The sequence below is a fragment of the Helicobacter sp. MIT 03-1614 genome, assembly GCF_000762925.2.
GTDB classification, from domain to species: Bacteria; Campylobacterota; Campylobacteria; order Campylobacterales; family Helicobacteraceae; genus Helicobacter_C; species Helicobacter_C hepaticus.
Map to the genome: position 1 here is coordinate 169,952 of NZ_JRMS02000002.1, position 22,978 is coordinate 192,929.

Annotated in this window: 22 protein-coding genes; 9 read left to right on the forward strand and 13 right to left on the reverse strand. The window is 36.0% G+C overall.

All coding sequences use genetic code 11. From position 1 onward, the window contains the following. Positions 1-1,155 (reverse strand): FAD-binding protein, encoded by a 1,155-nt coding sequence (locus tag LS66_RS02105; protein ID WP_034368026.1) that lies wholly within the window; start codon positions 1,153-1,155, stop codon positions 1-3. A 112-nt stretch (positions 1,156-1,267) separates the two neighbouring features. Between LS66_RS02105 and LS66_RS02110 the strand changes: the two genes are divergently transcribed. Beyond that, positions 1,268-1,780, forward strand: a complete 513-nt coding sequence (locus LS66_RS02110) for a DUF4149 domain-containing protein (protein ID WP_011116545.1) — start codon at positions 1,268-1,270, stop codon at positions 1,778-1,780. Between the two features lie 22 nt (positions 1,781-1,802). Here LS66_RS02110 and LS66_RS02115 read toward each other — a convergent pair whose 3' ends face one another. Both LS66_RS02115 and flgE read right to left on the reverse strand, forming a co-directional pair. After that, positions 1,803-2,729, reverse strand: a complete 927-nt coding sequence (locus LS66_RS02115) for a DUF2860 domain-containing protein (RefSeq protein ID WP_011116544.1) — start codon at positions 2,727-2,729, stop codon at positions 1,803-1,805. A 184-nt stretch (positions 2,730-2,913) separates the two neighbouring features. Then, positions 2,914-5,070, reverse strand: a complete 2,157-nt coding sequence (gene flgE / locus LS66_RS02120) for a flagellar hook protein FlgE (RefSeq protein ID WP_011116543.1) — start codon at positions 5,068-5,070, stop codon at positions 2,914-2,916. A gap of 187 nt (positions 5,071-5,257) precedes the next feature. Here flgE and LS66_RS02125 point away from each other — a divergent pair, with 187 nt between their 5' ends. Both LS66_RS02125 and LS66_RS02130 read left to right on the forward strand, forming a co-directional pair. Beyond that, complete coding sequence (locus LS66_RS02125) at positions 5,258-5,707, forward strand: hypothetical protein (RefSeq protein WP_011116542.1); 450 nt, start codon at positions 5,258-5,260, stop codon at positions 5,705-5,707. Continuing rightward, positions 5,707-5,958, forward strand: a complete 252-nt coding sequence (locus LS66_RS02130; protein WP_011116541.1) for an RNA-binding S4 domain-containing protein — start codon at positions 5,707-5,709, stop codon at positions 5,956-5,958. The genes LS66_RS02125 and LS66_RS02130 overlap by 1 nt, the downstream gene beginning before the upstream one ends. Before the next feature lie 8 nt (positions 5,959-5,966). Here LS66_RS02130 and dapF read toward each other — a convergent pair whose 3' ends face one another. The 7 genes from dapF to LS66_RS02165 form a co-directional block, all read right to left on the reverse strand. After that, complete coding sequence (dapF, locus tag LS66_RS02135) at positions 5,967-6,761, reverse strand: diaminopimelate epimerase (protein ID WP_034366806.1); 795 nt, start codon at positions 6,759-6,761, stop codon at positions 5,967-5,969. Between the two features lie 13 nt (positions 6,762-6,774). Further along, positions 6,775-7,398: a dephospho-CoA kinase gene (coaE, locus tag LS66_RS02140; protein ID WP_034366804.1), complete on the reverse strand. Its 624-nt coding sequence runs from the start codon at positions 7,396-7,398 to the stop codon at positions 6,775-6,777. Positions 7,399-7,400: 2 nt separating this feature from the next. After that, the gene (locus LS66_RS02145) at positions 7,401-8,189 is read right to left on the reverse strand and encodes a spermidine synthase (RefSeq protein WP_034366802.1); all 789 of its coding nucleotides are present in this window, start codon (positions 8,187-8,189) and stop codon (positions 7,401-7,403) included. A 208-nt stretch (positions 8,190-8,397) separates the two neighbouring features. Beyond that, positions 8,398-9,078 (reverse strand): homeostatic response regulator transcription factor HsrA, encoded by a 681-nt coding sequence (gene hsrA / locus LS66_RS02150; RefSeq protein WP_034366799.1) that lies wholly within the window; start codon positions 9,076-9,078, stop codon positions 8,398-8,400. 47 nt (positions 9,079-9,125) lie between these two features. Further along, positions 9,126-9,884: a polysaccharide deacetylase family protein gene (locus LS66_RS02155; RefSeq protein ID WP_011116535.1), complete on the reverse strand. Its 759-nt coding sequence runs from the start codon at positions 9,882-9,884 to the stop codon at positions 9,126-9,128. After that, positions 9,881-12,448, reverse strand: coding sequence for a flagellar hook-associated protein FlgL (gene flgL / locus LS66_RS02160; RefSeq protein ID WP_034366796.1), 2,568 nt, complete (start codon positions 12,446-12,448; stop codon positions 9,881-9,883). Before flgL ends, LS66_RS02155 begins: the two co-directional genes overlap by 4 nt. A 103-nt stretch (positions 12,449-12,551) precedes the next feature. Beyond that, positions 12,552-13,019, reverse strand: coding sequence for a hypothetical protein (locus tag LS66_RS02165; protein ID WP_011116533.1), 468 nt, complete (start codon positions 13,017-13,019; stop codon positions 12,552-12,554). 69 nt (positions 13,020-13,088) lie between these two features. Between LS66_RS02165 and LS66_RS02170 the strand changes: the two genes are divergently transcribed. The 6 genes from LS66_RS02170 (at position 13,089) to carB (ending at position 19,195) form a co-directional block, all read left to right on the forward strand. Next, positions 13,089-13,469 carry a RidA family protein gene (locus LS66_RS02170; RefSeq protein WP_011116532.1) on the forward strand — a complete coding sequence of 127 codons (381 nt, stop codon included), beginning with the start codon at positions 13,089-13,091 and terminating at the stop codon, positions 13,467-13,469. 22 nt (positions 13,470-13,491) lie between these two features. After that, positions 13,492-14,376 carry a signal peptide peptidase SppA gene (gene sppA, locus LS66_RS02175; protein ID WP_201273638.1) on the forward strand — a complete coding sequence of 295 codons (885 nt, stop codon included), beginning with the start codon at positions 13,492-13,494 and terminating at the stop codon, positions 14,374-14,376. Continuing rightward, positions 14,373-15,227, forward strand: coding sequence for a formyltetrahydrofolate deformylase (gene purU, locus LS66_RS02180; RefSeq protein ID WP_034366792.1), 855 nt, complete (start codon positions 14,373-14,375; stop codon positions 15,225-15,227). The genes sppA and purU overlap by 4 nt, the downstream gene beginning before the upstream one ends. 10 nt (positions 15,228-15,237) lie before the next feature. After that, positions 15,238-15,450: a hypothetical protein gene (locus LS66_RS02185; protein WP_034366789.1), complete on the forward strand. Its 213-nt coding sequence runs from the start codon at positions 15,238-15,240 to the stop codon at positions 15,448-15,450. Continuing rightward, on the forward strand, positions 15,450-15,761 hold the full coding sequence (locus LS66_RS02190) for a hypothetical protein (protein WP_034326010.1): 312 nt from the start codon (positions 15,450-15,452) through the stop codon (positions 15,759-15,761). Before LS66_RS02185 ends, LS66_RS02190 begins: the two co-directional genes overlap by 1 nt. 80 nt (positions 15,762-15,841) lie before the next feature. Then, complete coding sequence (gene carB, locus LS66_RS02195; RefSeq protein WP_034366785.1) at positions 15,842-19,195, forward strand: carbamoyl-phosphate synthase large subunit; 3,354 nt, start codon at positions 15,842-15,844, stop codon at positions 19,193-19,195. Here the strand turns inward: carB and LS66_RS02200 are convergent. The 3 genes from LS66_RS02200 to LS66_RS02210 form a co-directional block, all read right to left on the reverse strand. Continuing rightward, on the reverse strand, positions 19,192-20,388 hold the full coding sequence (locus LS66_RS02200; protein ID WP_081947952.1) for an aminotransferase class V-fold PLP-dependent enzyme: 1,197 nt from the start codon (positions 20,386-20,388) through the stop codon (positions 19,192-19,194). The genes carB and LS66_RS02200 overlap by 4 nt on opposite strands. After that, positions 20,363-22,162, reverse strand: coding sequence for a sodium-extruding oxaloacetate decarboxylase subunit alpha (gene oadA / locus LS66_RS02205; RefSeq protein ID WP_034366782.1), 1,800 nt, complete (start codon positions 22,160-22,162; stop codon positions 20,363-20,365). Before oadA ends, LS66_RS02200 begins: the two co-directional genes overlap by 26 nt. A gap of 75 nt (positions 22,163-22,237) precedes the next feature. Beyond that, positions 22,238-22,978, reverse strand: coding sequence for a YaaA family protein (locus LS66_RS02210; RefSeq protein WP_236096960.1), 741 nt, complete (start codon positions 22,976-22,978; stop codon positions 22,238-22,240).

Here is a 22,978-nt window from a genome sequence, read left to right on the forward strand (position 1 = left end):
TTAGACAATATGCTTATTCTTAAGCCCACATCGCACACGCAATATGCCAAATCGTAAAATAAAACGTCTAAACAATGGAATAAACATAAAAGGATAACGCACATAATGCCTCAAAAGTGTTTTGCATACAAGGAATCTTGTGCGTTTTGTATAAGTGCGATGAAGCAATTTATACCACAATGCTATATCTTTGCTGTGTGAGAGAGCATTAAATTCTTCATTGTTGAGAATCTCACTTAGAATCCTTGAGCTATTCATCGCTCCGCTAATACCCTCCAGAGTGCTTGCATTAATAAATCCTGCCGCCTCGCCAACAAGAAATACACCGCTATGTCCTCGCACAAAATCACGCCACCTCGTAGGAGTAAGCACAAGACAGGCTTCACGCTTAAAGGGTTGTCCAAAAATAAATCCTAAGTTTTTTAACCGCTCTTTTTGTGTAGCAAATGCCCTTTTGCATTGCTTATGAGGATATGCTCCGCCAAAAATAAAATACTCATCTTTAGACATACTCCAGCTATAACTTGGACTTAGCTCTTTATCAAATATACAAGAAAGCATTGAATTAGTGGATTCTTTAAACCACTCTTGGATACATACAAGCGAGGGTGTTTTAAGCTGTGGATAAAGCCAGCGGCGAATATGACTTTTTGCACCATCTGCACCTATGACAAGTCGCGCATTGCAATGATAAGATATATATTGAGAATCTTGCTCTTGTGTGAAATAAATCGTATAAAATCCTTGCTTTTGCTCTATGCGTTTAAAGTATGCCTTATGAAAAGTATGAATATGAGGAGGAATAAGCGATTTTAGCCATAAATCAAAGCGATGTCGCTCCATATTGATATAAGCTTTTTGAATATATGAAGCATAGGGATAATGCCAATCAATAGTATTAATCGCAAAAATTTGCGGATTTGCTAAAAGTGTATTTGGGAGATTTAAACCCTGCATCGCAAAAGCCTTTTGCGCACCTTGAGAGAGTAGCCCACCGCAAGGCTTATGAAAATACTCATCATTGCAATGCCCTTGTATGTCTTTTTTATCAAGTGCGATAACTTTAAGATGAGGGTTTAAAAGTGCAGCAAGATTACTCCCTGCCACACCTAGCCCGATGATAGCTATATCATACTCTCCTAAATCCACACTCATTTTTGCCCTTATATTTAATAAATCAAGGTGCGATTTTAGCTGCTTTTTGTAATATGGGGCTTAATTAAGAATCTTTAAATACAATCTTATAAATAAAATATAAGGAGCTATGATGAATCTTTTTAAAACTTTTCGTGTGCTTGATGCGCTTTATATTCTTTTACTTGGCGCAGGTGTAGGCTGTATTATAGCTTGTGTTTTTGCTGCAGCGACAATTTTTAAAGCTGGAGAGTTTCTTCCACAGCTTTCTATAAGCGATAGTGGCTTACTTATGGGAAAAATTTTCCTCAAAAGCAATGTGTTTTTTAATATACTTGCAGGAGTGATTATTGTGTATGAATTGCTTACATTTTGGAGTGCGCAACTCTTTAACTTTAGCAATCAAAGGCGTTTTTGGGCACTTATTGGTGGTATTAATGTAATTATGATTTTTCTCTTCACGCTGTATTATACACCTTATATTATGGAAGCTCAAGCGCTTGGTAATATTGCCACACCCGAATTTGATTCTATGCACAAGCAAAGTGAGCTGGTATTTAAGATTCTATTGGTAGGTTTAAGTGTATCGGCACTTTGGAGAGGCTTCATCGGCAGCACTCCTGCCACTTTTAATACTAAAGCCTAGAATCTTAATTTTTTAGCTTTTATCAAAAATTATAGCCTAACCCACTCATTATGTATTGAAAATCCTCATTATAAAAGCTGATATTGTTTTTGCGCTTTTCTTTTTTATAACTTGCAAAAAATAAAACACGAGGATGAAAAAAGTTGAGTTTATACATTGTAAAACTTGCTTGAGCCACAAAACCAGTTCTAAGTTTGTTAAAAATAGGATTGATTGCTAGAGTTTCATACTCAAAATATCCAAAACTCGGTTTGAAAACAAGTGTCCCTTTCATCAAAGGAATGTTAATATCTATTTTGCCACCAATATTTGAATAACTCTCTGCCTCACCATCTGCAACTATATAATCATAATGCGCTAAAATTTTAACAATATATAATGAATAACCAATTTCGCCTTGATGCAAAAATTTATTGCGCCTAAGAGATGGATAAGGTATGCTTTCGCCTTTATAATCGTGATGTTGCAACACATAATTCACAAATAAGTAATGATAGGGAGAGAACATATAAGATTGTGTGATACCAAAACCAATTTTACTTAGATGCCTTTCTTTACGCGCTCCTTCAATATAAGGATTAGCATAGGCTCTTTCATATATAGAGCTAATAAGCGCAAATTCGCTTTTAAGTCTTTTTTTTATCAAAGTGCTATATCCAAGCTTTAATCCTCCTAATTCTCTACCACTAAAGCCTTTTAAAAAAATCTTATCTTCTCCCCAAATACCATTATAAGAAACATCTAAGCCAATTAGAGGGATAGGCTGATAATAATTGTTTGGTTTAGCTTGAAGACTACTTAAATAATCCTTTGGTTGGGGAAATAAATGACTATTGATGATTCTCACTCCAGCTCCAAGTATGATTGTGCCATGAAAGCCATTTTTTGTATTTTCTTGAGAAAAGCAAATAGTTAAACAAATTCCTAAGAAAAAAACTTTTTTATGCATAAAGTATCCCTCCTATTTGATAAAACAGCCAGGCATACTATCAAAAAAAAAAAAAAACAAGAAAAATATAAAACAAGAAAAATATAAAACAAGAAAGTGTTAAAAGCTAAGTAGAGGAAGAAATGTTACAAAAATGTTAAAAAGATTGAGTAGGTTATTTCTAAGCCTACTCAATTAACCTCAATTATTGTTTGAGATTAAGTAAAGTATTAAGAATCTGGTCTGAAGTTGTTACTGCTTTTGAGTTTGCTTGGAATCCTCTTTGCACAACAATAAGCTGTGTCAAAGAGCGACTTAAATCCACATTACTCATCTCAAGTTTTGAACCAGACACACCGCCTCTGCGCCCTGTATTTGCTGCGCCCACCATTGGTTCCCCAGAGTTTCCTGTTTGGGAATATACATTTCCTCCCTCTGCTTGCAAACCGGCATTATTTGCAAAGTTTGCAAGTGCCACTTGAGCAAGGGCAATGGAGCGTCCATTACTAAATGCACCAAGCAGAGAACCATTGGAGTCAAAGCGAATATCCATTAAATCCCCTGCTTGGTAGCCATTTTGGTTAATTGAATAAGTTTCTGAAATCTTATCTACGCTCGTTAGCCCACCAAAAGTTTCGTTTGCTCCAAATTTAAGTTCCAATCTTTGTGGTCCTTTTGAACCATTTTTAGGGTCAAATTGTAAAACAGGTGGATTCATACCTGAAAGCGAACCATCACTATTAAAACTTGCTCTTCCACCTTCAAAAACATTTGGCTTAGTGATAGAACCTCCAATAAATTGTGCAGGTTCAGGCACAATCGCACGGAAACTCCATACTGCATCACCTGTTTTCCAAAACTCAAAGCGAACATTATGCTTACTTCCCAAACTATCAACAATATCTACACTTGTAGCGTGTGTGGCTTTGACAATTTTGCCCGTATTTACTGCTGCACCACCTTCAATCAAAGAAGCTGTATTTAAAGCTTTCATTGTTTCTTTAAAAAGCACATTATTTGTTACATTATCGGAAAAATGGCTTGTAACATATAAACTAAGATTACGTTGTTCATCATCGGCATCATCGTGATTAGCAATCTCAAACATACCCCAACGATTAATTGTTACTCCTACCGTAGCTGTGCTTTCATAATAAGTTTTTTCAGGATTTTTAATCATATTCGCATCATATTGTATGAGGGCGCGCAAGTCTTCTGTTGTTCTAAATTGCCCGGTGGTAGAATCTGCATCTTCAGATTTAGTATAGCGGTATCTAAAAGCAGTAATATCTTCTTCGCCTTGAACAAAATTTTGTAACACGCCTGTGCCGCCAGAAGTAATACGAATATTTTTTACCTTTTCCCCGCCGTCCATTTGATTGCGATTCTCAATTCTTAGCTGTCCTGCATCTACATAAGCATTTACACCTGTTTTATCACGCAATGAATTAATAGCATTTTGTGCGGCTACGATTGAGCTTACACCCGTAATCGCAGAGTTATTTGAAAAGCTGACTTTTTCACCATTGATACCTATTGTGCTCACTTCATTTGTTACAACGGTTTCGTGGCGAATAGCAGCTGTTTTATAACTTAACCAAATACCTTGATTTTCATTTAAAGCAAATGCATCACCATCATCATTAAATAATACACCCAAATCCTCACCTACTTGTGTAAGCACTCCACGCGAATCGTAGATAGCCACTACGCCATCTGCTGCTGTTTGTGCCGTAGAATCTAAAGCTGCAACATCTTGCATTTGGTCAATATGTCTTCCTGCATTCAAATTAGCGCGTAAAGTAATAGTTTTGGTTGCGCGCGCTGGCATAACCATACCGGGGTCAATTTGAATATTACGCACAGGTCCCGTATTATCTACCCTAAAAAAATCAAAATCACTCATTGTGCCAGATTCTGCTGCTTCTAATGGCGGACGCACCCAACCTTGCACAACATACCCACCTGTGGTTACAAGATTCCCATTCGCATCAAAAAGAAATTCGCCATTACGAGTATAGTTATGTGTTGTGCCTCTATCAGGAGAAATAATAAAAAAACCATCGCCCTCAATGGCAACATCTGTTTTTACATCTGTATTTTGTGTGTTTCCCTGTGAAAATACTTTTGTTGTCGCATCAATCCCAACACCTAGTCCTACCGAAAAATCATTTTGCCCTCCTAATCCATTCTTATAAGGCGAAGTTGCAATAAGCTTAATTTGTGAAAGCATATCCACAAAAGATGCTCTTGAGTATTTAAAACCAACGGTATTGACATTAGCAATATTGTTACTTTCCACATCAAGCGCAATTTGGTGCGCCTGCATACCACTAACCCCTGACCATAAAGACCTTAACATATTACATCCTTTCTGATAGAATCTACGATATTTATAACGCACTTACAAGCAATAGATATTCCAATTTTGATAAATTTTATGTATAAATACTAAAAATTTTGTTTTTTTTCAGACTAATTTCACTTTGCTTTAAAAAATATTTTATGCTAGTATTGTGCCTATTTATAGCATCTAATAAAGGTAGAGTATGAAAGAGAACTTACATTCGCTTATTTATCTTGCCCAATGTGATACAACTACGGGATTTTTAAGCCATAATGCGGAGATTCTTAATCTTTGCAAATCACGCCCTAAAGAACAGCCTCTCCTTATAGAATCTAGCTCTCTTCATACCCTCAAAACACTTGTTCGCGTGCCAAAAAAACATAAAAATAGGATTCGTAAAGCCAAATATGCAACTTTTATCTATCCAAATAAAAAAGCTCTAAGGCTTGTGCGTGAAGGGCTACATTCATACTTTCTTAAGGAGTTTAAAACTCTTTATTCCACCTCTGCAAATCCCACCAAGGAAGATTTTAATGAAATATGGGCACGGGAAAAATGTGATGTAATTGTATTAGATAAGCGAGGTTTTAGTCAAAAAACACCCTCGCGTATTTATAAAATCAACCAACATACAATCCAAAGGAGACGATAATGCGCATTGATAAGTTTCTAAGCAGTGTTAATATCCTTAAACGGCGCAAATTGGCGCAAGATATGTGTGAAAATGGTGTGATAACAATCAATAATATCATAGCAAAACCAAGCAAAGAGGTGCGCATAGGCGATATTATACACCTGCGATATCTTGAATATACCAAAATTTATAAAGTCCTTGCAATTCCTACGACAAAGACAATACCCAAATCACAAAGCAATGAGTATTTTAAAGAAATTTTTGAGTAAATTACACTTTAAGATTCTAAAAGCCATTCACAAGTAGCAATACGTTTTACTTTACCTTTAAATAAAATATGAAAATCTTCATTCATATATAAGTGCAAAAGTTCCTTACTTGGGGGAATAAGAATAGCAGATTTCTCACATAACCCAAGTTTTAAAGCTAAAGCAAATACTGCAATCGCACCTGTGCCACACGCTTGAGTAATATCCTCAACACCGCGTTCATAGGTGCTATAACTTATCGCACCCTCTCCTATAAAGCCAAGACTTACATTTGCGTTATATTTATGTCTTAAATCTTCAAGTAATCTATCTTTTTGTGTAGGCAAAGCATTCTCTTGCGAAACAAATCCCACCAAATGTGGCACACCAGAATCTAGCAAGTTCCACGATTTCACACCATAAGGATTAGATTCTATAATATCTTCTTGCAATAAAGCACACTCACCTAAATCACTCTGCACTAAAGAAATGTCGTTATCATCTAGTGTAATGCCAATAAGTCCAACTTTACTTAAAAAAAAGTGTCGTTTTTGAGCAATACCCTCTACATACGCATAATGCCCTACACTCCGACTTGCATTACCACACATTTTTGCAATAGAGCCATCAGCATTATAGAATTCCCATTCATAGGCATAATCTTTATTTATAGCAGGAATAACTGCCACCATACCATCAGCACCAATGCCATTATGTCGTTCACAAACACTTTTTGCTAAAGCAGTGCGAGAGCCATCATCATAGGTATGAGTAGTGAAAATAAGAAAATCATTGCCATTGCTACTATATTTTACAAAACGCATACAATCCTCCATTTTAAGAACTTTGCACACAATCTACACAAGGTAAAGATTGTATATAAGATTCTGCATTATGTTGCAAAGTGCGCAAATCACCCTCATTATTAATTATATCATCAGCTAAACGACATTTATTCTCAATGGGCATCTGCGCATCTATACGCGCTTTAGCTTCTTCAAAAGTAAAATTATTTCGTTTCATAATGCGCTCAATCGCTTTTGCTTTAGGCGTATAGATGACAAGTGAGCGAGCCACAGGATAGGCTTCCTTACCCCCAACTTCAAAAAATAAAGGAATATCTATAAAATACCATACTTTCTTTTCTTCAAGCTGCTGTGCTTGAGTAAGAATTGCCTTTTGGATATGTGGATGAAGTATAGCTTGTAACTCCTCACGTTTAGATGATGAAGCAAAAATAATATTGCCAAGCACTTTGCGATTAATTGTATTATCACTTTGCAAAATCTCATTACCAAAATATGCAATTACCTCCGCACTATGTTCTTCAAGCACTTTATGTGCTATGGAATCTGCACAAATACTTTGGTATCCATAAAGCGAGAGCAAACTTACAAATGTGCTTTTGCCGCTCCCTATTGAACCAGTAAGGGCAATTGCATATCTTAGTTGCTTATCCATAATTAGAACTTTGCAATATCCTGTATTTTCTCAAATATAAAATTTGGCAAGGTAAAAGCATTTTCGTGAATCTTAGCATTGTAATAGTGCAAATGAGGTAGCAAATCTATTTTTTGGAGCAGCATATCTGCACAAGGATGGAAATGTTTAGAAGCAAAAATATAGCTTTTATCGCCTAAAATGCTCAAATAAGGGAAAAAAGGCATAATAATCTTAAAAAATGGTGCATATTCTCTTATCTTTTGCATAAATGCTTCCTCTTCAAGGAGTGGGTGATGACTTCGCACTATAAGTATGCCCTCATTTGTAAGCATACGCGATAAACCATCAATCTGATGTTTATCTAATAAAGAATCTGCAATAATGACATCATATTTTTTAATATCCAAATCCATAGCTTGAGCAAAAAGCGCAAAATCATTATGCGTTATCGTTTGCTGAAAATGTGGCAAAAAACTCACAAGAGAATCTAAACTCTTCTTGTCTGCTTGCACACAATCTACTTTTACATTGTGTTTGAAACATTCATAAGCAATTTCAATATTAAAACTATTAAAAAGTAGGACATTCTTTGGAGCAGGTATAGAACAAAGCGGAATATGAGCGAGCAATTCAGATTCTATAAAAATATATTTTTTTAATAAAAGGTGCTTTTTATCAATCATCGCCACTTCTTCAAAATCAACACTTTTAAAAATTTCTATGGTATGGGTGCTACGCGCGTCTAAAATTTTAGTATCAACAATATATTCTTGTCTGAAGTTTGATGTAAGTTCCCGAGTAATCCACATATTAAAACCTTATATTTATCTATGCTCAAAAAATCTAAAAGAATCTATGAAGTAAATCTAACTCCCTTACAGGTGCTTATGGCACACAAATTTATGAGATGCTCTGCTGTGTTCCCACCCTGAAGCGTTGTCTCACAAACCTATTGCATAAGTCTATAAGGAAGCAGGAGATTATATCGTTTGAGGACTTAAAAGTGATTGAAATAAATCAACCCTCACTTGGTTTTTTAGGATAACAAAAACGATAGCCTCTACGACGAACCGTTTCAATTGTGCCAATATTGAGAGGTTTATCCATTTTTTGACGAATTTGATTTATTGCCACTTCAATGACATTAGGTGTTACAAGCTCGGGCTCTTCCCAAATTGCATCAAGGAGCTGTTCCTTTGAAACAATTTGGTCACGATGACGCGCAAGATGTGTAAGCACCTCAAAAGGTTTACCCTTAACCTCAATTTCTTGCCCTCTATAAGTAATTTTTTCTTCATCGGGATTAATCACTAAATCTTCAATCTCAATTACACTTGAACCCCAAAAACGCAATCGCGCTTGGATTCTAATCAAAAGCACTTCAAGGCTAAAAGGTTTAGGCACAAAATCATCTGCACCCTCTTTAAATGCGCGTATTTCATTCTCTGCTGAAGTTTGAGCAGATATTATAATGACTGGTGTTCGGGGAGATTTTTCTTTTACCTGTGCAATTATATCAATCCCGCAACCATCGGACAAATCCCAATCAGCCAACACTAAATCATAATTTCTAATGCTAATAAAATATTCACCATCCTTAAGATTCTCTGCGATATCAGTCTGATAACTACGCTCATTAAGCATTTCTGCAATATTTTTACATAAGGTAGGATCATCTTCTATGACTAAGATTCTCATTTTCTCTTCCTCTCAATACTTAAATTTAGCTTGAATTATAGCACAGATTATAAAAATATTTTGCCAATTCTAAAATTTCTTGTATTTGAAGTGGCAAATAACACCCTTTTTAACCAAAAAAGACTATCTTTGGCACTATAACGTTTAAGTGCATCATTATTTTCTGTAGCTTGGTTTAAGCCTTCCTCCATTGTATAAAATGCCTCATAGCCCATACTCTTTGCTGTGCGAAGTAATCCTTGATTATAATTCCCATCAGGCCACGCAAGATGCTTTGTCTGCACACCAAGTTGCTCTTGAATCAATCTCTTTGATAATTCAAAATCCTCGTGCCACGAAAGTGAAATAATATTTGAAAATTGATAAGTGTGCGTCATTGACCCTATGCTAAAGACATCTTGCATTGTGCGGATTTCTTCCCAATTACACATCACACTACGTGCGTTGTTTAATATGGCATTTTTACATTGTTCGTGAGGCAAAGAAACATATTCACTTGTTAGCTTTGAAGCCTCATCAACCCATTCTGTTACCACAAATAGTCCAGCTTTTACCCAATAATGCTTCATAATCTCATAAGCGTTTTGATACACATCACGCCACGCTCCATCAAAGCTTAGTAACACACATCTGCGTGGAATAAGACTATTATCTTTTTTAAAAGCAATAATATCATCAAGGCTTAAAAAACTAAAAGACTTTTTATGCAAATACTGAATTTGTTTTTCAAAAGTCCCCAAAGATACGCTATGAGAATCTTGCATATCACGAATATGAGTATATCGGAGTATAGGAATACATATCATAGATAATTTACCAACGACATTTGATTAATTCTGCTTGTTGAAGCGAGCACTGCATTATAATTTGTAGTAAGATTGGAAAAATGATTATAAGTTTGAGCAATATCTGTGCCAATTACATCACTCTTAATAGATTCTATTTGCACACGTAACACTTCATTACGTCTAATTGTATTCTCAAAACTGCGACTATGTGCTCCATTTAATGCTATCATTTTCTCAATATGATCGCTCAAATGCCCAAAAAGCTCAATACCATTTTGGATTCCCTTATTACGCATTTCACTTGTGTATTCTTCCCCATAAGCATCAGGACGATATACTCCTGCTCGGACTGCTTCAATAATACCATCAAGTGAGCGGAAAAAATCTACATCTGGCTGGTCAATTACAAGAGCGTTATTAGCATTGAAAGTAAGTGAAGCACGATGATTGTGGATACTTTGTTCACTAAAATCGCTGCTTGAAGCATCATACATCATAAATTTCATACGCGAAACAGAGCGCATTTCATCACTAATTTCAATACGTCCATCATAACTCAAATATACGCTCACATTGCCCTTTGTTTGTTTTAAAAGTGCCTCATAAGCACTTTTTCCTGCTTGAGTTGGCAAGCCATTTTGTGTTTGCAAGGCAAGGTAGTGCTCCATAGGCTGATTACTATAATTAAGTGCAATGCCGATTGTGTCAAGAATCTGACGATAAGTAACATCATCGGCTTTGGTAACGCTAACCGCTGGTGGCTCATCGTGCGGATTATACAGCGGAATAAAAAATTCTTGTTGAGATTTTGGGTCATTTATATTAAAGTCTGCATTTGGCAACACTAAATATGAACCCTTATTGCTTAATTCAATCCTTGCATTTACAGGTATCCCATTATGATCATCAAGAACTAAATGATAAGTTTGCCCATCAAGACTACCTCCTGCCACTTCAGAAAGTTTTGTTTCATCATTTGCATAACCCATACCATTTGCAAGTATCTGTGATACATTAGAAATAAGCTTAGAACCTTGATTATCAAAACTTACTTGATCATATTCAGTGCGATAATCACGCCTTATACCTTTTGTCTCCACTCCCATATCATTAAGTGTAATAAGTGAAAGACTAAAACCACTTGGTCCATTAAATGGTAAATCCATCATATCCTTATCTTTATGAGTTACATTCATATCTCGTAATACAATCTCTCCGCGTATAATCTCACCTTCAATCTTACCACCAAAATGTTTTTTAATCATTTCAAGCAAATCTTGCACTTCTAAATCATCATCAACATTAATATTTAATGCCTCAATAGGCTCTTCATTAATTGTTCCATCATCGTGATTTGGACGCGTTCCTCCAATCACAAGTGTTTTAACATCTTCGGCAATCACATCTTTAATCTTTGTCCTAAGGGTAGCTGGAAAATTGTCTTTTGTAAGAAATGTAGAGGGAAATTTCAAATCACGATGGTCATAATTATCTTTGATGGCTTTAATATGACTTTGAGAAAATTGTCCCATAAAAGGACTTTTTTGATAGCTTGTAACCCTCGCTCCAAGTGCTGGTAAATCATCAAGATTCTCTACATCTGCATCACTTGAGATAAGATGAAAATCTAAGTTTGCATTCCCGGGCTGCAAGTTTTTAATTTCAATTTCTCCCCAAAAATTTAAATTCACATCAACTACTTTATTTTTACTTGTATTGCCAAACTCTTTACCAATTTTATCAAGCAAATCTTGCACTTTTGTAGCATTTTTAACATTTTTGTAACCCACATCAAAATCAAACTTACTCTTAAAACTTGTGCCATCTGGACGAACACCACGCAAATAGAAGTATTCTTTGCCATTGTTGCTCGTATCATCGTCATTGTCTCCAAGCAAATCCCGTAAGGTATCTCCAACTTTAATATACACTTCTTCTGGAATATCACCACGTTTGATTCTATCCATAATGTCGTTATTAAGCTTAGTTTGGTTAAATTTGCGAATATTAGTTGTGATACTTTTATGATGGTCAGAATCTCGCCCAAAAAATAACTCTTCTCCTGTGATATTATAAGGTATGGGATTATTATTGCTTACCAATGCCTCTAGTGTTTCATTATTACCTTTATATGTGCCATCAGGGTCAAAAGGACGAATCTTCACATTACTTCCAGCAAAAAGAAATTCACCACCAATAGAAGTATTAGCAATATTAATCATATGCTCTTTGAGCTTTTCTAAATCTCTAGCAATGGCTTCGCGAGAAGTTGGAGAGTGTATATCATTTGCAGCTTGAATAAGTTTCGTATTGAATTGCTCGGCAGTTTGAGAAAGTTCTGAAAGTGCTTTATCGGTATTAAGCGTAGAAGTATAAGCATCATTTCCCACATCAATACCTTGGTCAAGATTGATTTTTTCATATTCAAGTTTTAGATTCTGGTTAAATACACTGCTATCTTGGTAGCCATATTGAATCTTTAAGCCAGAAGCAATTTTAGTATTCATGTCCATAAGCTTACTTTGCATCGTGCCTTGATAATAATTCATTTGGTTATATTTTGTGCCAAATGTAACCCTCATTAGTTATTCCTTACTTTGATTTGTATATTAATCATCTCTCTACATCGGCATTTTAAGCAAAAATAATACCTTTTTTGCAAAATCTTGTTTCTTCTTTAAAAATTTAGCGTAAAATATCAAGAGTTTGCTCCTGTTGTTCATAAATAATTTTGCTCTTATCCCACTCTACATTTCCCTCACGTTTCTTTGTGCCCTTTTTGAGGTCTTCCACCCCTTTTTCATTGCCACTTGGTATTTTTGCCTTGCCTTTAATGCTTTTGTGATAAAATGTCGTAGGAGAACCACCAAAATGACTTGTTTTTTTATCATAATTTGACTTTGCTTCACCCATTACCTCAGCCTCGCTTTTACCAAGCAATTCGGGTGGAACTGGTAATCGTTTAACTGCTCCGTTAGGACTAATTTCCATAATACCTAGCAATACACCTCTTTTATGGTCAATCATCAGTGTTTGATTGGGTTTAAGGTTTAATTCTATGCGTGAGATTGTCTCAAAATCAAGAATCATATTATCTGCCCACATTACTGCTACGCTTGCAGTTATAGCTATTAATATACCTTTTATACGCATTTTTACCCCCTATGATTTAGACTTTAATGATAGAATTATAACCTATTTTTTACTCTTTAAAGGATTTTTATGCAAACAATCTCATCAGTTAGCACCCTAAAAGCTCCACAAGCCATCGGTCCCTACTCTCAAGCTCAAATTTATAATGGCATTATTTACACTTCAGGGCAAATAGCCCTTAATGCACAAGGTGATTTTGTAAATGGCGATATAACTGCTCAAAGCACACAGGTGCTTGAAAATCTTAAAGCTATTTTAGAATCTGCTGGAAGTAGTTTGCAAAAAGTCATCAAAACAAGCGTTTTTTTAAGCGATATCAATCACTTCAATGCACTCAATGAAGTCTATGCAAAGTATTTTGGCTCACACAAACCTGCACGAAGCACAATTGCTGTTAAAAGTCTTCCAAAAAATGCACTTGTAGAAATTGAATGTATAGCTATACTCTAATCTTTTAAGGTAAGGATTCGCAATGAATGATTTGCAAAATATTGCTCGCATTTTTACAGCTCCACTTGATTTTATCAATAAATATTTTAAAGTAATAGTATTTTTGTTTATTGCATTTCTCATTCTCGCACCTGATATTGATAAAAGCGATTCTGTTTCTCCAAATCTTGCTAAACTTTATCTCACTACGCCAATTTATGAGAGTGAAAGTTTTGCAGCTCAAATTGAAAAAATTACAAAAAATAAAAATATCAAAGGTGTGCTCCTTATCATTGATTCGCCCGGTGGCACAGTAGGTGCAAGTATTGAAATTGCTGATATGATAAAATCACTTGCTCAAAAAATGCCTGTAATTGCATATACACAAGGTTCAATGGCAAGCGGCAGTTATTATGCAGGTATGTATGCTAACGAAATTTATGCCAATCGTGGCGCACTTATTGGCTCTATTGGTGTGATTTTTAATGGATTAAACATTAAAGAAATGCTTGATAAAATAGGTATCAAAGAACAAGGTATCAAAGCAGGATCTTATAAAGAAGTGGGCACTTCAATGCGACAATGGAGTGAAGAAGAAAAACTATTTCTTGAAAATCTCTTACAAGAACAATATGAGCTTTTTAGAAAAGATGTAATTAAAGCTCGTGGCTCAAGGCTTAAGGTGGTAGATTATAGAGAATTTGCAGAAGGCAAGGTATTTTCAGCACACAAGGCTTTACAACTTGGCTTAATCGATAAGGTTGGTTCTATGCAAGAAGCTGTTGCTACCTTACAACAACACACAGGCGTAAAAGAGGCTATATGGCTCAAAAAAGATAAATTTGAAGTCTATATGGACAAATTTTTAGATTCGGCAAGCTCAAAGATTCTCTCATTGAGTACACCTAAACTCAAAACATCTTTATGAATACTTTAAATGCTCCTCATACACAGCGTATTATCCTCATTAGCGCACCTGATAAAAAAGGGCTCATTTATCATATTTCATCAGTGCTCTATGATCTTGGACTCAATATTGAACGCAATGATGAGTATGTTGATAGAGAAAATGAACGTTTTTTTATGCGCACACATATATGTGGTGAGACAGATGATGAACTCCTTAATACTAAACTTCAAACAATCTTACCCCCTGATAGCACCCTTAAAATCCAACCTGTTTGCAAAAAAAATATTATTATTCTTTGCACAAAAGAAAATCATTGCGTTGGTGATTTACTCTTAAAATATGATAGTAGTGAACTTAATGCTCATATTCAAGCAATCATTAGTAATTATGAAACTCTAAAGCCACTTGCAGATAAATTTTATATACCCTTTTTCCATATCCCAGCAGAAAATCAAAGTCGTAAAGCTCACGAAACACAGCTTTTAAAAGTTATCTCTCATTTTGATAGCGCTTATCTTGTGCTCGCCAAATATATGCGGATTCTCACTAGTGATTTTACACAACATTTTGAAAATAAAATTATTAATATTCATCACAGCTTTCTCCCCGCATTTATTGGAGCAAACCCATACAAACAAGCGTATGAACGTGGCGTAAAACTCATCGGTGCAACTGCACATTTTGTCAATGAGAATCTTGACGAGGGACCTATTATCACACAAGATATTATTCATATTAACCATAGTCATTCTTGGCAGGATATGCAAAAAGCTGGGCGTGATATTGAAAAAGTTGTCCTCTCTCGTGCTCTCAATCTTGCCCTAGAAGATAGAATCTTTGTCTATGGCAACAAAACTATCATATTTTAAGGAATACAATGTGATACAACCTGAAACTTTCTCTGTATTGGTTGATGTGCTTCTTGGGATTTTCTATGCACTACAATGGATTACTTATCTCTTTTTTGGTTTAACACCTCCAGCACATACTAATCCCACATTTAAAAGATACTTTTACACCCTGCGACTTGCACTACCCTTGCGTCTTTTAGCATTATTTGCACTTTATAAAATCATTCAAGCGCTTCTCTAATGCCTACTTCTCAACATTCACACAATCCTAAAACACCTAAATCAATAAAACAATTATTTGCAGAACGTAAAAAAGCACTTTTCAAAAAACCTAGAAAAACAAAACCCAAGCCATCAAGATTCGCACGTATTATTGATACATTATATAATGTCATTTTCACATTTACCACTTTTATCTCGTGGAGCATATCGTGGCTACTTTCCTTACTTTTGTGGTATTGGCTCTTCTTTTTGCTTTATAGGGAATTTGGGATCTATCTTATAGACAAGATTCCGCAAAAATGGCTAGAAATTCTTAATAAATTTTTCTAAACTCGCCTTTTGCATACGATTATAGATTCAGCACTTTTTAGATACAATTACACGCATTTAAGCGCAAATAAAGGATTTTTATGCCCAAACGCACCGACATTCATACAATTTTACTTATTGGTTCAGGACCTATTATTATAGGACAGGCTTGTGAATTTGACTATTCAGGCACACAAGCAGTAAAAACACTTAAAAATCTTGGTTATCGCGTAGTGCTTATTAATTCTAATCCAGCTACTATTATGACTGACCCTGATTTTGCAGACCGCACCTATATAGAGCCTATCACAGAAGAAATTATTGCAAATATTATCACTAAAGAAAAAGTTGATGCGATATTACCCACAATGGGAGGACAAACCGCACTTAATGTTGCAATGAAAATGTTTGAAAAAGGTATGCTAGAAAATATAACATTTTTAGGAGCAAATCCAGAGGCAATAAAAAAAGGTGAAGATAGACAAGCTTTTAAGGAAGCAATGTTAAAAATTGGTATGGATTTGCCCAAATCTCGCTATGCTTATACAGAAAAAGAAGCTCTAGAGGCAGCAAAAGAAATTGGATTCCCTCTAATTATCCGTGCAAGCTATACTCTTGCTGGTGGTGGAAGCGGTGTGGCATATAATATTGATGAATTTAAAGTAGTGGCAAAAAATGGTTTAGAGACAAGCCCGATTAATGAAATTTTAATTGAGGAATCCTTACTTGGTTGGAAAGAATATGAAATGGAAGTTATACGCGATAAAAATGATAACTGCATTATTGTGTGTAGCATTGAGAATCTTGACCCTATGGGCGTTCATACAGGAGATTCTATTACAATTGCTCCAGCCCTTACGCTTACAGATAAAGAATATCAACGAATGCGTGATGCAAGCTTTAAAATTTTACGAGAAATTGGTGTGGATACAGGTGGAAGCAATGTGCAATTTGCTATAAATCCCCAAAATGGCAGAATGACTGTTATTGAAATGAATCCACGCGTATCTCGCTCTTCTGCTCTTGCAAGCAAAGCCACAGGTTATCCTATTGCCAAAGTCGCTACAATGCTTGCAGTTGGATTCTCACTTGATGAGATTAAAAATGACATTACAGGCACACCAGCAAGCTTTGAGCCAAGTATTGATTATATCGTTACAAAAATCCCTCGCTTTACTTTTGAGAAATTTCCAAAAGCAGATTCTACACTCACCACAAGTATGAAATCTATCGGAGAAGTTATGGCGATTGGTGGGACATTTAAAGAATCATTACAAAAAGCATTATGTAGCCTTGAAACAGGTATCTTTGGCTTTAATCATATTTCTACTGATATAGACCTCATCAAAAAAGAAATTCGCCGCCCTAATGCTAACCGACTGCTTTATATTGCAGAAGGTTTTAGAAAAGATATGAACATTGATGAAGTATATGAGTTATGCAAGATTGATAAATGGTTTTTAAATCAAATTTATGAAATTATAGTAGCCGAAAAATATATCAGTGCAGAGATTCTAAACGATAATTCCCTTATGAAACGCATTAAAAGCTATGGCTTTAGCGATAAAATGATTGCTCATTGGCTTAAGGTTAATGAAAATTTAGAACTTAGCGAATCTGAAGTATATCAAGCAAGGGAGCATTTGGGCATTACGCCTCGTTATAATGAAGTAGATACTTGTGCAGCAGAGTTTCCTAGCCTCACACCTTATCTTTACTCAAGTATAGGGAATTTTGAATACATAAATAACTCCAGCTCCTCATTAGATTCTCATCAAAGTAATCCTCGCAAAAAAGTAATGATCATTGGTGGGGGACCAAATCGCATTGGACAAGGCATTGAGTTTGATTATTGCTGTGTGCATTCAAGCTTTGCTTTAGCTGATTTGAATGTGCAAAGCATTATGTATAATTGCAATCCAGAAACCGTAAGTACAGATTATGACACAAGTGATGTGCTTTATTTTGAACCTATAGACTTTGAACACGTAAGAGCAGTAATCAGTAAAGAAAAACCTGATGGCATTATCGTGCATTTAGGAGGACAAACACCGCTCAAACTTGCACATTCTCTTACCAAAATCAATGCCCATATTATTGGCACAAGCGCAAAAGTCATTGATATAGCAGAAGATAGAGAGAAGTTTGCACAATTTGTCAATGATTTAGGATTAAAACAACCTCAAAATGGTATTGCTTTTGAAAAAGAACAAGCTTATTTGGTTGCTCATAAAATTGGTTTTCCTGTATTGGTTCGTCCTAGCTACGTGCTTGGTGGGAGAGCAATGCGCATCGTATATGATGATGATGAGCTTAAAAATTATATGGACGAAGTGATTGCAGTGAGTGATAGTTCGCCTGTGCTTATTGATAAATTCCTTGAATACGCTATTGAGCTTGATGTAGATTGCATCAGTGATGGAAAGAGTGTGTATATTGGTGGGATTATGGAACATATTGAGGAAGCAGGGATTCATAGTGGCGATAGTGCAAGCTCGCTACCATCTATTAATATTAGCAAAATATTAATAGATGAGATTGAACAAACAACGGCAAAAATAGCTCTCAAACTTGGTGTAGTAGGACTTATGAATGTGCAATATGCTATTTATAATGAAAATCTCTATCTTATTGAAGTAAATCCGCGCGCAAGTCGCACTGTTCCATTTGTGAGCAAGGCAACAGGTATCCCTTTGGCAAAAGTTGCTACAAGGGTTATGTGGAATCACTTTGTATATCATACATCGCACAATGCAGATTCTGTGCAAAATTCAAGCATACTTACTCAAAATGCACAACAAGACATTCTCTATGAAGCTCTATGCTTTTATGATAAATACAATAAAATTGATTTTACATCTCATATCTTTAAGCCCAAAGCTCTACATTATGTTTGCCTTAAAGAATCTGTTTTTCCATTTAATAAGCTTGTGGGTGCAGAACTCTCACTTGGACCAGAGATGAAAAGCACAGGAGAAGTTATGGGGATTGGCAAAAGTTTTGGCTTGAGTTTTGCAAAAAGTCAATTAGCTTGCAAAAATACACTGCCTACACAAGGGGAAATTTTCTTATCGCTTGCAAATATTGACAAAAAAGAAGGCATTATTCTTGCGCGTGGATTTATTGAGCTTGGATTCTCAATTTGTGCGACAGAAGGAACATATCGTATTTTGCGTGAAAATAACATTGAAGCCACGCATATCCTTAAAGTGAGTGAGGGGCGTCCAAATATCATTGATAGTATGACAAATAACCAAATCAGCCTCGCTATCAACACAAGTGACCATCATTCTCACAAAGAAGATACTCATCTTATCCGAACACAAATCATTAAAAACTCTATCCCCTATTTTACTACGCTATCAGCAGCGCGTGTAGCCATTGAAGCCATTAAAGAAATGCAAAATAGCAATATGAATGAAGCTTATGCCTTGCAAGATTATCTACAAAACTAAGTCCTAGCAATGATTTCAATCGCTTCTAAAGTGTGCTCGATCTCTTCAGTTGTATTAAATACCCCAGCGCTTAAACGAATGCTTCCTCCACAAGAAAAGCTTCCTATGCTTTTATGAGTAAGTGGTGAGCAATGTAATCCCACGCGTGTGAGAATCCCAAATTCCCTATCAAGTCTCAATCCTACTTTTGAGGGATACATACCCTCAATATTAAAGGCAAGATTCCCAACACACCACTTACTCTCTATCTCATAAATCTTTACACGCTGGATTGATTTAAGCCCATCATAGAGATATTGGCGCAATTTCATCTTGTGAGTATGGATTTGCTCTATATCCTGCTCCTTTATCCATTCAAGCCCAGCTCTAAGCCCAGCAATCGCACACATATTAGGTGTGCCGCTCTCATATTTATCAGGTAATATGCAAGGTTGTGTGATTTCCTCACTCAATGAGCCACTGCCCCCTTGCATAAAACTCTCTAAAAGTTCCTCATTAAAATGAGGATTTAAACTCATAAACCCAAGCGCACTTGGTGCATATAAGCCCTTATGACAAGAGGCACAAATAATATCTGCACTCGTAGCCTTTAAGGGTAAATAACCCACAGCTTGCGAAGCATCAAGGATAAATATCACTTTATGCTTTATGCAAAGCTTATAAATTTCTTCAATAGGCAATACTGCGCCTGTTATATTATTCGCATATACACACACAAAAGCTTTTGCTCCTTTGAGCTTAGATTCAATATCGCATAAATCAAGCTTACAAGTTTGTGAAGATTGAATAAACTCAAGCGTAATACCATATTTTAGCCTTAAGTTTTCAAGTGGACGCAAAACACTATTATGTTCTAATGTCGTAGTAAGCACCTTATCGCCTTTTTTAAGCAAACCATAAAGTGCACTATTAAGCATAGTTGTAGCATTTGCACCAAATATGATACGCTCCTCATTTGGCTGATGAAGTAGCTCTGCCAAGCCTACACGCACCTCATAGAGAATCCGCCCAGATTCTATAGAAAGAGAATGCGCACTCCTAGCAGGAGAAGCCCCCACATTACAAAGATAATCTTTCACTGCCTCAATTACACACAATGGCTTAGGAAAGGAAGTAGCGGCATTGTCAAGATAAATCAATGTATTCATATCTCTCATAAGCTTATTGTTATCCAAGAAGCATAATTGCCACATCGCTCCCTATTTGCGCTCCTTGAGTTGCATAAATTTCTTTAACTACACCATCAATAGGAGAAAGCACCTCATTCTCCATTTTCATAGCTTCTACAATGGCTAGAGTATCGCCTTGTTTAACTTTATCGCCTACTTTCACTTTAAGTTTTGTAAGTGTGCCGGGCATCGGAGATTTAGCGTGCCCGGGTGCAGTTGCTTGAGGCAAAGCACCTGCTTTTTGCTCCTTGATAACCTTCCCCCCCAAAGAAGTGGAAATACTCTCAACAAATACCTCCTTAAGCTCCCCATCAACACGTATAAAAAATGGACGCACCTCATCTGTTTTTTCGCCACTCCCCTCAATTTTAATCGCATAGTGCTCTCCATTGACAACAATCTCAAACTCTTTAGGTAATTTATCATCACATTTTTCTTCATATGATTCCAAAGGCTCGGGGTTAAGCGCATTAGCATTGCGCTCTTGCAAAAACGTTTGCGCAATAGTCCCAAACATTGCATAAGATATAACATCTTGCGCACTCTTAGCAAATCCTGCACTTTCTTCTTTTGCTTTTTTAAGTTCAGGAGAGAGTAAATCCGCAGGGCGCACACGAACAATATCTTCACCCTCGCTTAAAACTTTTTTTACTAACATTTCATTTAAAGGTGCTGGTGTGCGACCATATAGCCCCTTAATTACGTTGCGCGTTTCCGTTGTAATAGTCTTATATCGCTCTCCCATAAGCACATTAAGCACTGCTTGAGTGCCAACAATCTGACTTGAAGGTGTTACCAAAGGCACATAACCAAAATCCGCCCGCACATTTGGAATCTCCTGCATTACTTCTTCCATTCTATCAAGAGCATTTTGTTCTTTGAGTTGATTTGCCATATTTGAAATCATACCACCTGGAATCTGATTGACAAGCACACGCGTATCAATTTGATTATATTGAGATTCAAATTTTTTATATTTACGGCGGTTTTTGCGCAAAATCTCTGCTGCTATCTCCATAGAGGCTATATCAAGCTTAGTATCCCATTTTGTCCCTCTAAGTGTAGCGACCATAGATTGTGTGCAAGGGTGGCTTGTGCCTTCACTTAAAGCTGAATTTGCTAAATCTAACACATCAACTCCAGCCTCTACTGCTTTCAAATGTGCTCCAAATGCAAACCCTGCGGTTGAGTGCGTATGTAAACATAGATATACACCTAGCTCTTCTTTGAGTGCTTTTACCAAATCATACGCTGTAAATGGCGTAAGCAAACCCGCCATATCCTTAATTGCAATAGAATCGCAACCCATTTCTACAAGCTCTTTTGCATAATCTACAAAGCTTGAAATTGTATGCACAGGAGAAGTTGTATAACAAATTGCACCTTGTGCGTGTTTGCCATATTTTTTCACGCTCTCAATAGAAACTCTAAGATTACGAGCATCATTAAAGGCATCAAAGATTCTAAAAATATCCATACCTGCTTCACTTGAAAGCCTTACAAATTCCTCAACCACATCATCAGCATAATGCCGATAGCCTATAAGATTCTGTCCTCTTAGAAGCATTTGCAATGGCGTTTTTACAAAAACTTTTTTAAACTCATTCAAACGTTCAAAAGGGTCTTCTTTAAGATAGCGTAAGCAAGTATCATAAGTTGCCCCACCCCATACTTCTACGCTATGAAAGCCAATAGAATCAAAAATCTTTGCTGCCTCAAGCAAATCTTGCGTGCGCATACGAGTAGCCAAAAGCGACTGGTGTCCATCTCGCAAACTATTTTCTGTGATTTTTATCATAACCTCACCTTCTATTTGGATTGTTTATTATTATAAATTCTATCGCATTTGGCATTATAAATGACAAAATACAGACTAAGAGAGCACCTCATAGGTTAATATTGTAGCATTTTGTGCGTGCTGTTGCTCACAAAGATGTAAGTTTTCAATTTTTAATCTCACCAATTCATCAAGATGAGAGATTCCTTTTTGTGCTAGAGCACGAGCATAAATACCACGATAAAATTTCGCATAATGGCTTACTTTCTTGCCATTTTTTAAAAATACGATTTGGTAGTATTGCCTCGCACATTCACATTTATAAGCCTTTATATATGCTTCAGCGCGCAAATCTAGCACTTCCTCTCCACATAGAATCTTATCAATTTTAGCTTTTAAATCTTTATAGAGATTTTTTAAGCTAAAAGCTCCTGTACCTTTGCCTTGATGAAGGTTGTAGTATGGCAAAGGCTCATCTGCCCTCACTGCACCAAAAAGATTACTAAAAATATACAAATTTTCACGCACATAGCTTTGCGCTTTAAAATCTAAGCTTTCAAAATCAAGTGCTTTATACCCCACACCACTATAAAGCTTAATAGCTTCTACTTTTGGAGAAGTAGGTAGATTCTGTGAAAGGGCAAAATCACGCATATCAAGAATCTTGCTCCCAAAAAGTGAAGCTATTTCACTCTCGCTTGCAGTTTGCAAAAATGTTATATACTCACGCACTGCTTGAGAATCTAGTATGTGAGATAATGCATTATGCGAAGTCTTTGTTGTATTTTGAGGCTTATTTTTGCCTTCACTTGGACTAAAGAGGATTTTCATACTCAT

What these genes read in the sequence shown, in the direction of transcription:
- LS66_RS02105 (WP_034368026.1), bottom strand. Translation starts at nt 1,155, where the DNA reads ATGAGTGTGGATTTAGGAGAGTATGATATAGCTATCATCGGGCTAGGT.
- LS66_RS02110 (WP_011116545.1), top strand. Translation starts at nt 1,268, where the DNA reads ATGAATCTTTTTAAAACTTTTCGTGTGCTTGATGCGCTTTATATTCTT.
- LS66_RS02115 (WP_011116544.1), bottom strand. Translation starts at nt 2,729, where the DNA reads ATGCATAAAAAAGTTTTTTTCTTAGGAATTTGTTTAACTATTTGCTTT.
- flgE (WP_011116543.1), bottom strand. Translation starts at nt 5,070, where the DNA reads ATGTTAAGGTCTTTATGGTCAGGGGTTAGTGGTATGCAGGCGCACCAA.
- LS66_RS02125 (WP_011116542.1), top strand. Translation starts at nt 5,258, where the DNA reads ATGAAAGAGAACTTACATTCGCTTATTTATCTTGCCCAATGTGATACA.
- LS66_RS02130 (WP_011116541.1), top strand. Translation starts at nt 5,707, where the DNA reads ATGCGCATTGATAAGTTTCTAAGCAGTGTTAATATCCTTAAACGGCGC.
- dapF (WP_034366806.1), bottom strand. Translation starts at nt 6,761, where the DNA reads ATGCGTTTTGTAAAATATAGTAGCAATGGCAATGATTTTCTTATTTTC.
- coaE (WP_034366804.1), bottom strand. Translation starts at nt 7,398, where the DNA reads ATGGATAAGCAACTAAGATATGCAATTGCCCTTACTGGTTCAATAGGG.
- LS66_RS02145 (WP_034366802.1), bottom strand. Translation starts at nt 8,189, where the DNA reads ATGTGGATTACTCGGGAACTTACATCAAACTTCAGACAAGAATATATT.
- hsrA (WP_034366799.1), bottom strand. Translation starts at nt 9,078, where the DNA reads ATGAGAATCTTAGTCATAGAAGATGATCCTACCTTATGTAAAAATATT.
- LS66_RS02155 (WP_011116535.1), bottom strand. Translation starts at nt 9,884, where the DNA reads ATGATATGTATTCCTATACTCCGATATACTCATATTCGTGATATGCAA.
- flgL (WP_034366796.1), bottom strand. Translation starts at nt 12,448, where the DNA reads ATGAGGGTTACATTTGGCACAAAATATAACCAAATGAATTATTATCAA.
- LS66_RS02165 (WP_011116533.1), bottom strand. Translation starts at nt 13,019, where the DNA reads ATGCGTATAAAAGGTATATTAATAGCTATAACTGCAAGCGTAGCAGTA.
- LS66_RS02170 (WP_011116532.1), top strand. Translation starts at nt 13,089, where the DNA reads ATGCAAACAATCTCATCAGTTAGCACCCTAAAAGCTCCACAAGCCATC.
- sppA (WP_201273638.1), top strand. Translation starts at nt 13,492, where the DNA reads ATGAATGATTTGCAAAATATTGCTCGCATTTTTACAGCTCCACTTGAT.
- purU (WP_034366792.1), top strand. Translation starts at nt 14,373, where the DNA reads ATGAATACTTTAAATGCTCCTCATACACAGCGTATTATCCTCATTAGC.
- LS66_RS02190 (WP_034326010.1), top strand. Translation starts at nt 15,450, where the DNA reads ATGCCTACTTCTCAACATTCACACAATCCTAAAACACCTAAATCAATA.
- carB (WP_034366785.1), top strand. Translation starts at nt 15,842, where the DNA reads ATGCCCAAACGCACCGACATTCATACAATTTTACTTATTGGTTCAGGA.
- LS66_RS02200 (WP_081947952.1), bottom strand. Translation starts at nt 20,388, where the DNA reads ATGTGGCAATTATGCTTCTTGGATAACAATAAGCTTATGAGAGATATG.
- oadA (WP_034366782.1), bottom strand. Translation starts at nt 22,162, where the DNA reads ATGATAAAAATCACAGAAAATAGTTTGCGAGATGGACACCAGTCGCTT.
- LS66_RS02210 (WP_236096960.1), bottom strand. Translation starts at nt 22,978, where the DNA reads ATGAGTATGAAAATCCTCTTTAGTCCAAGTGAAGGCAAAAATAAGCCT.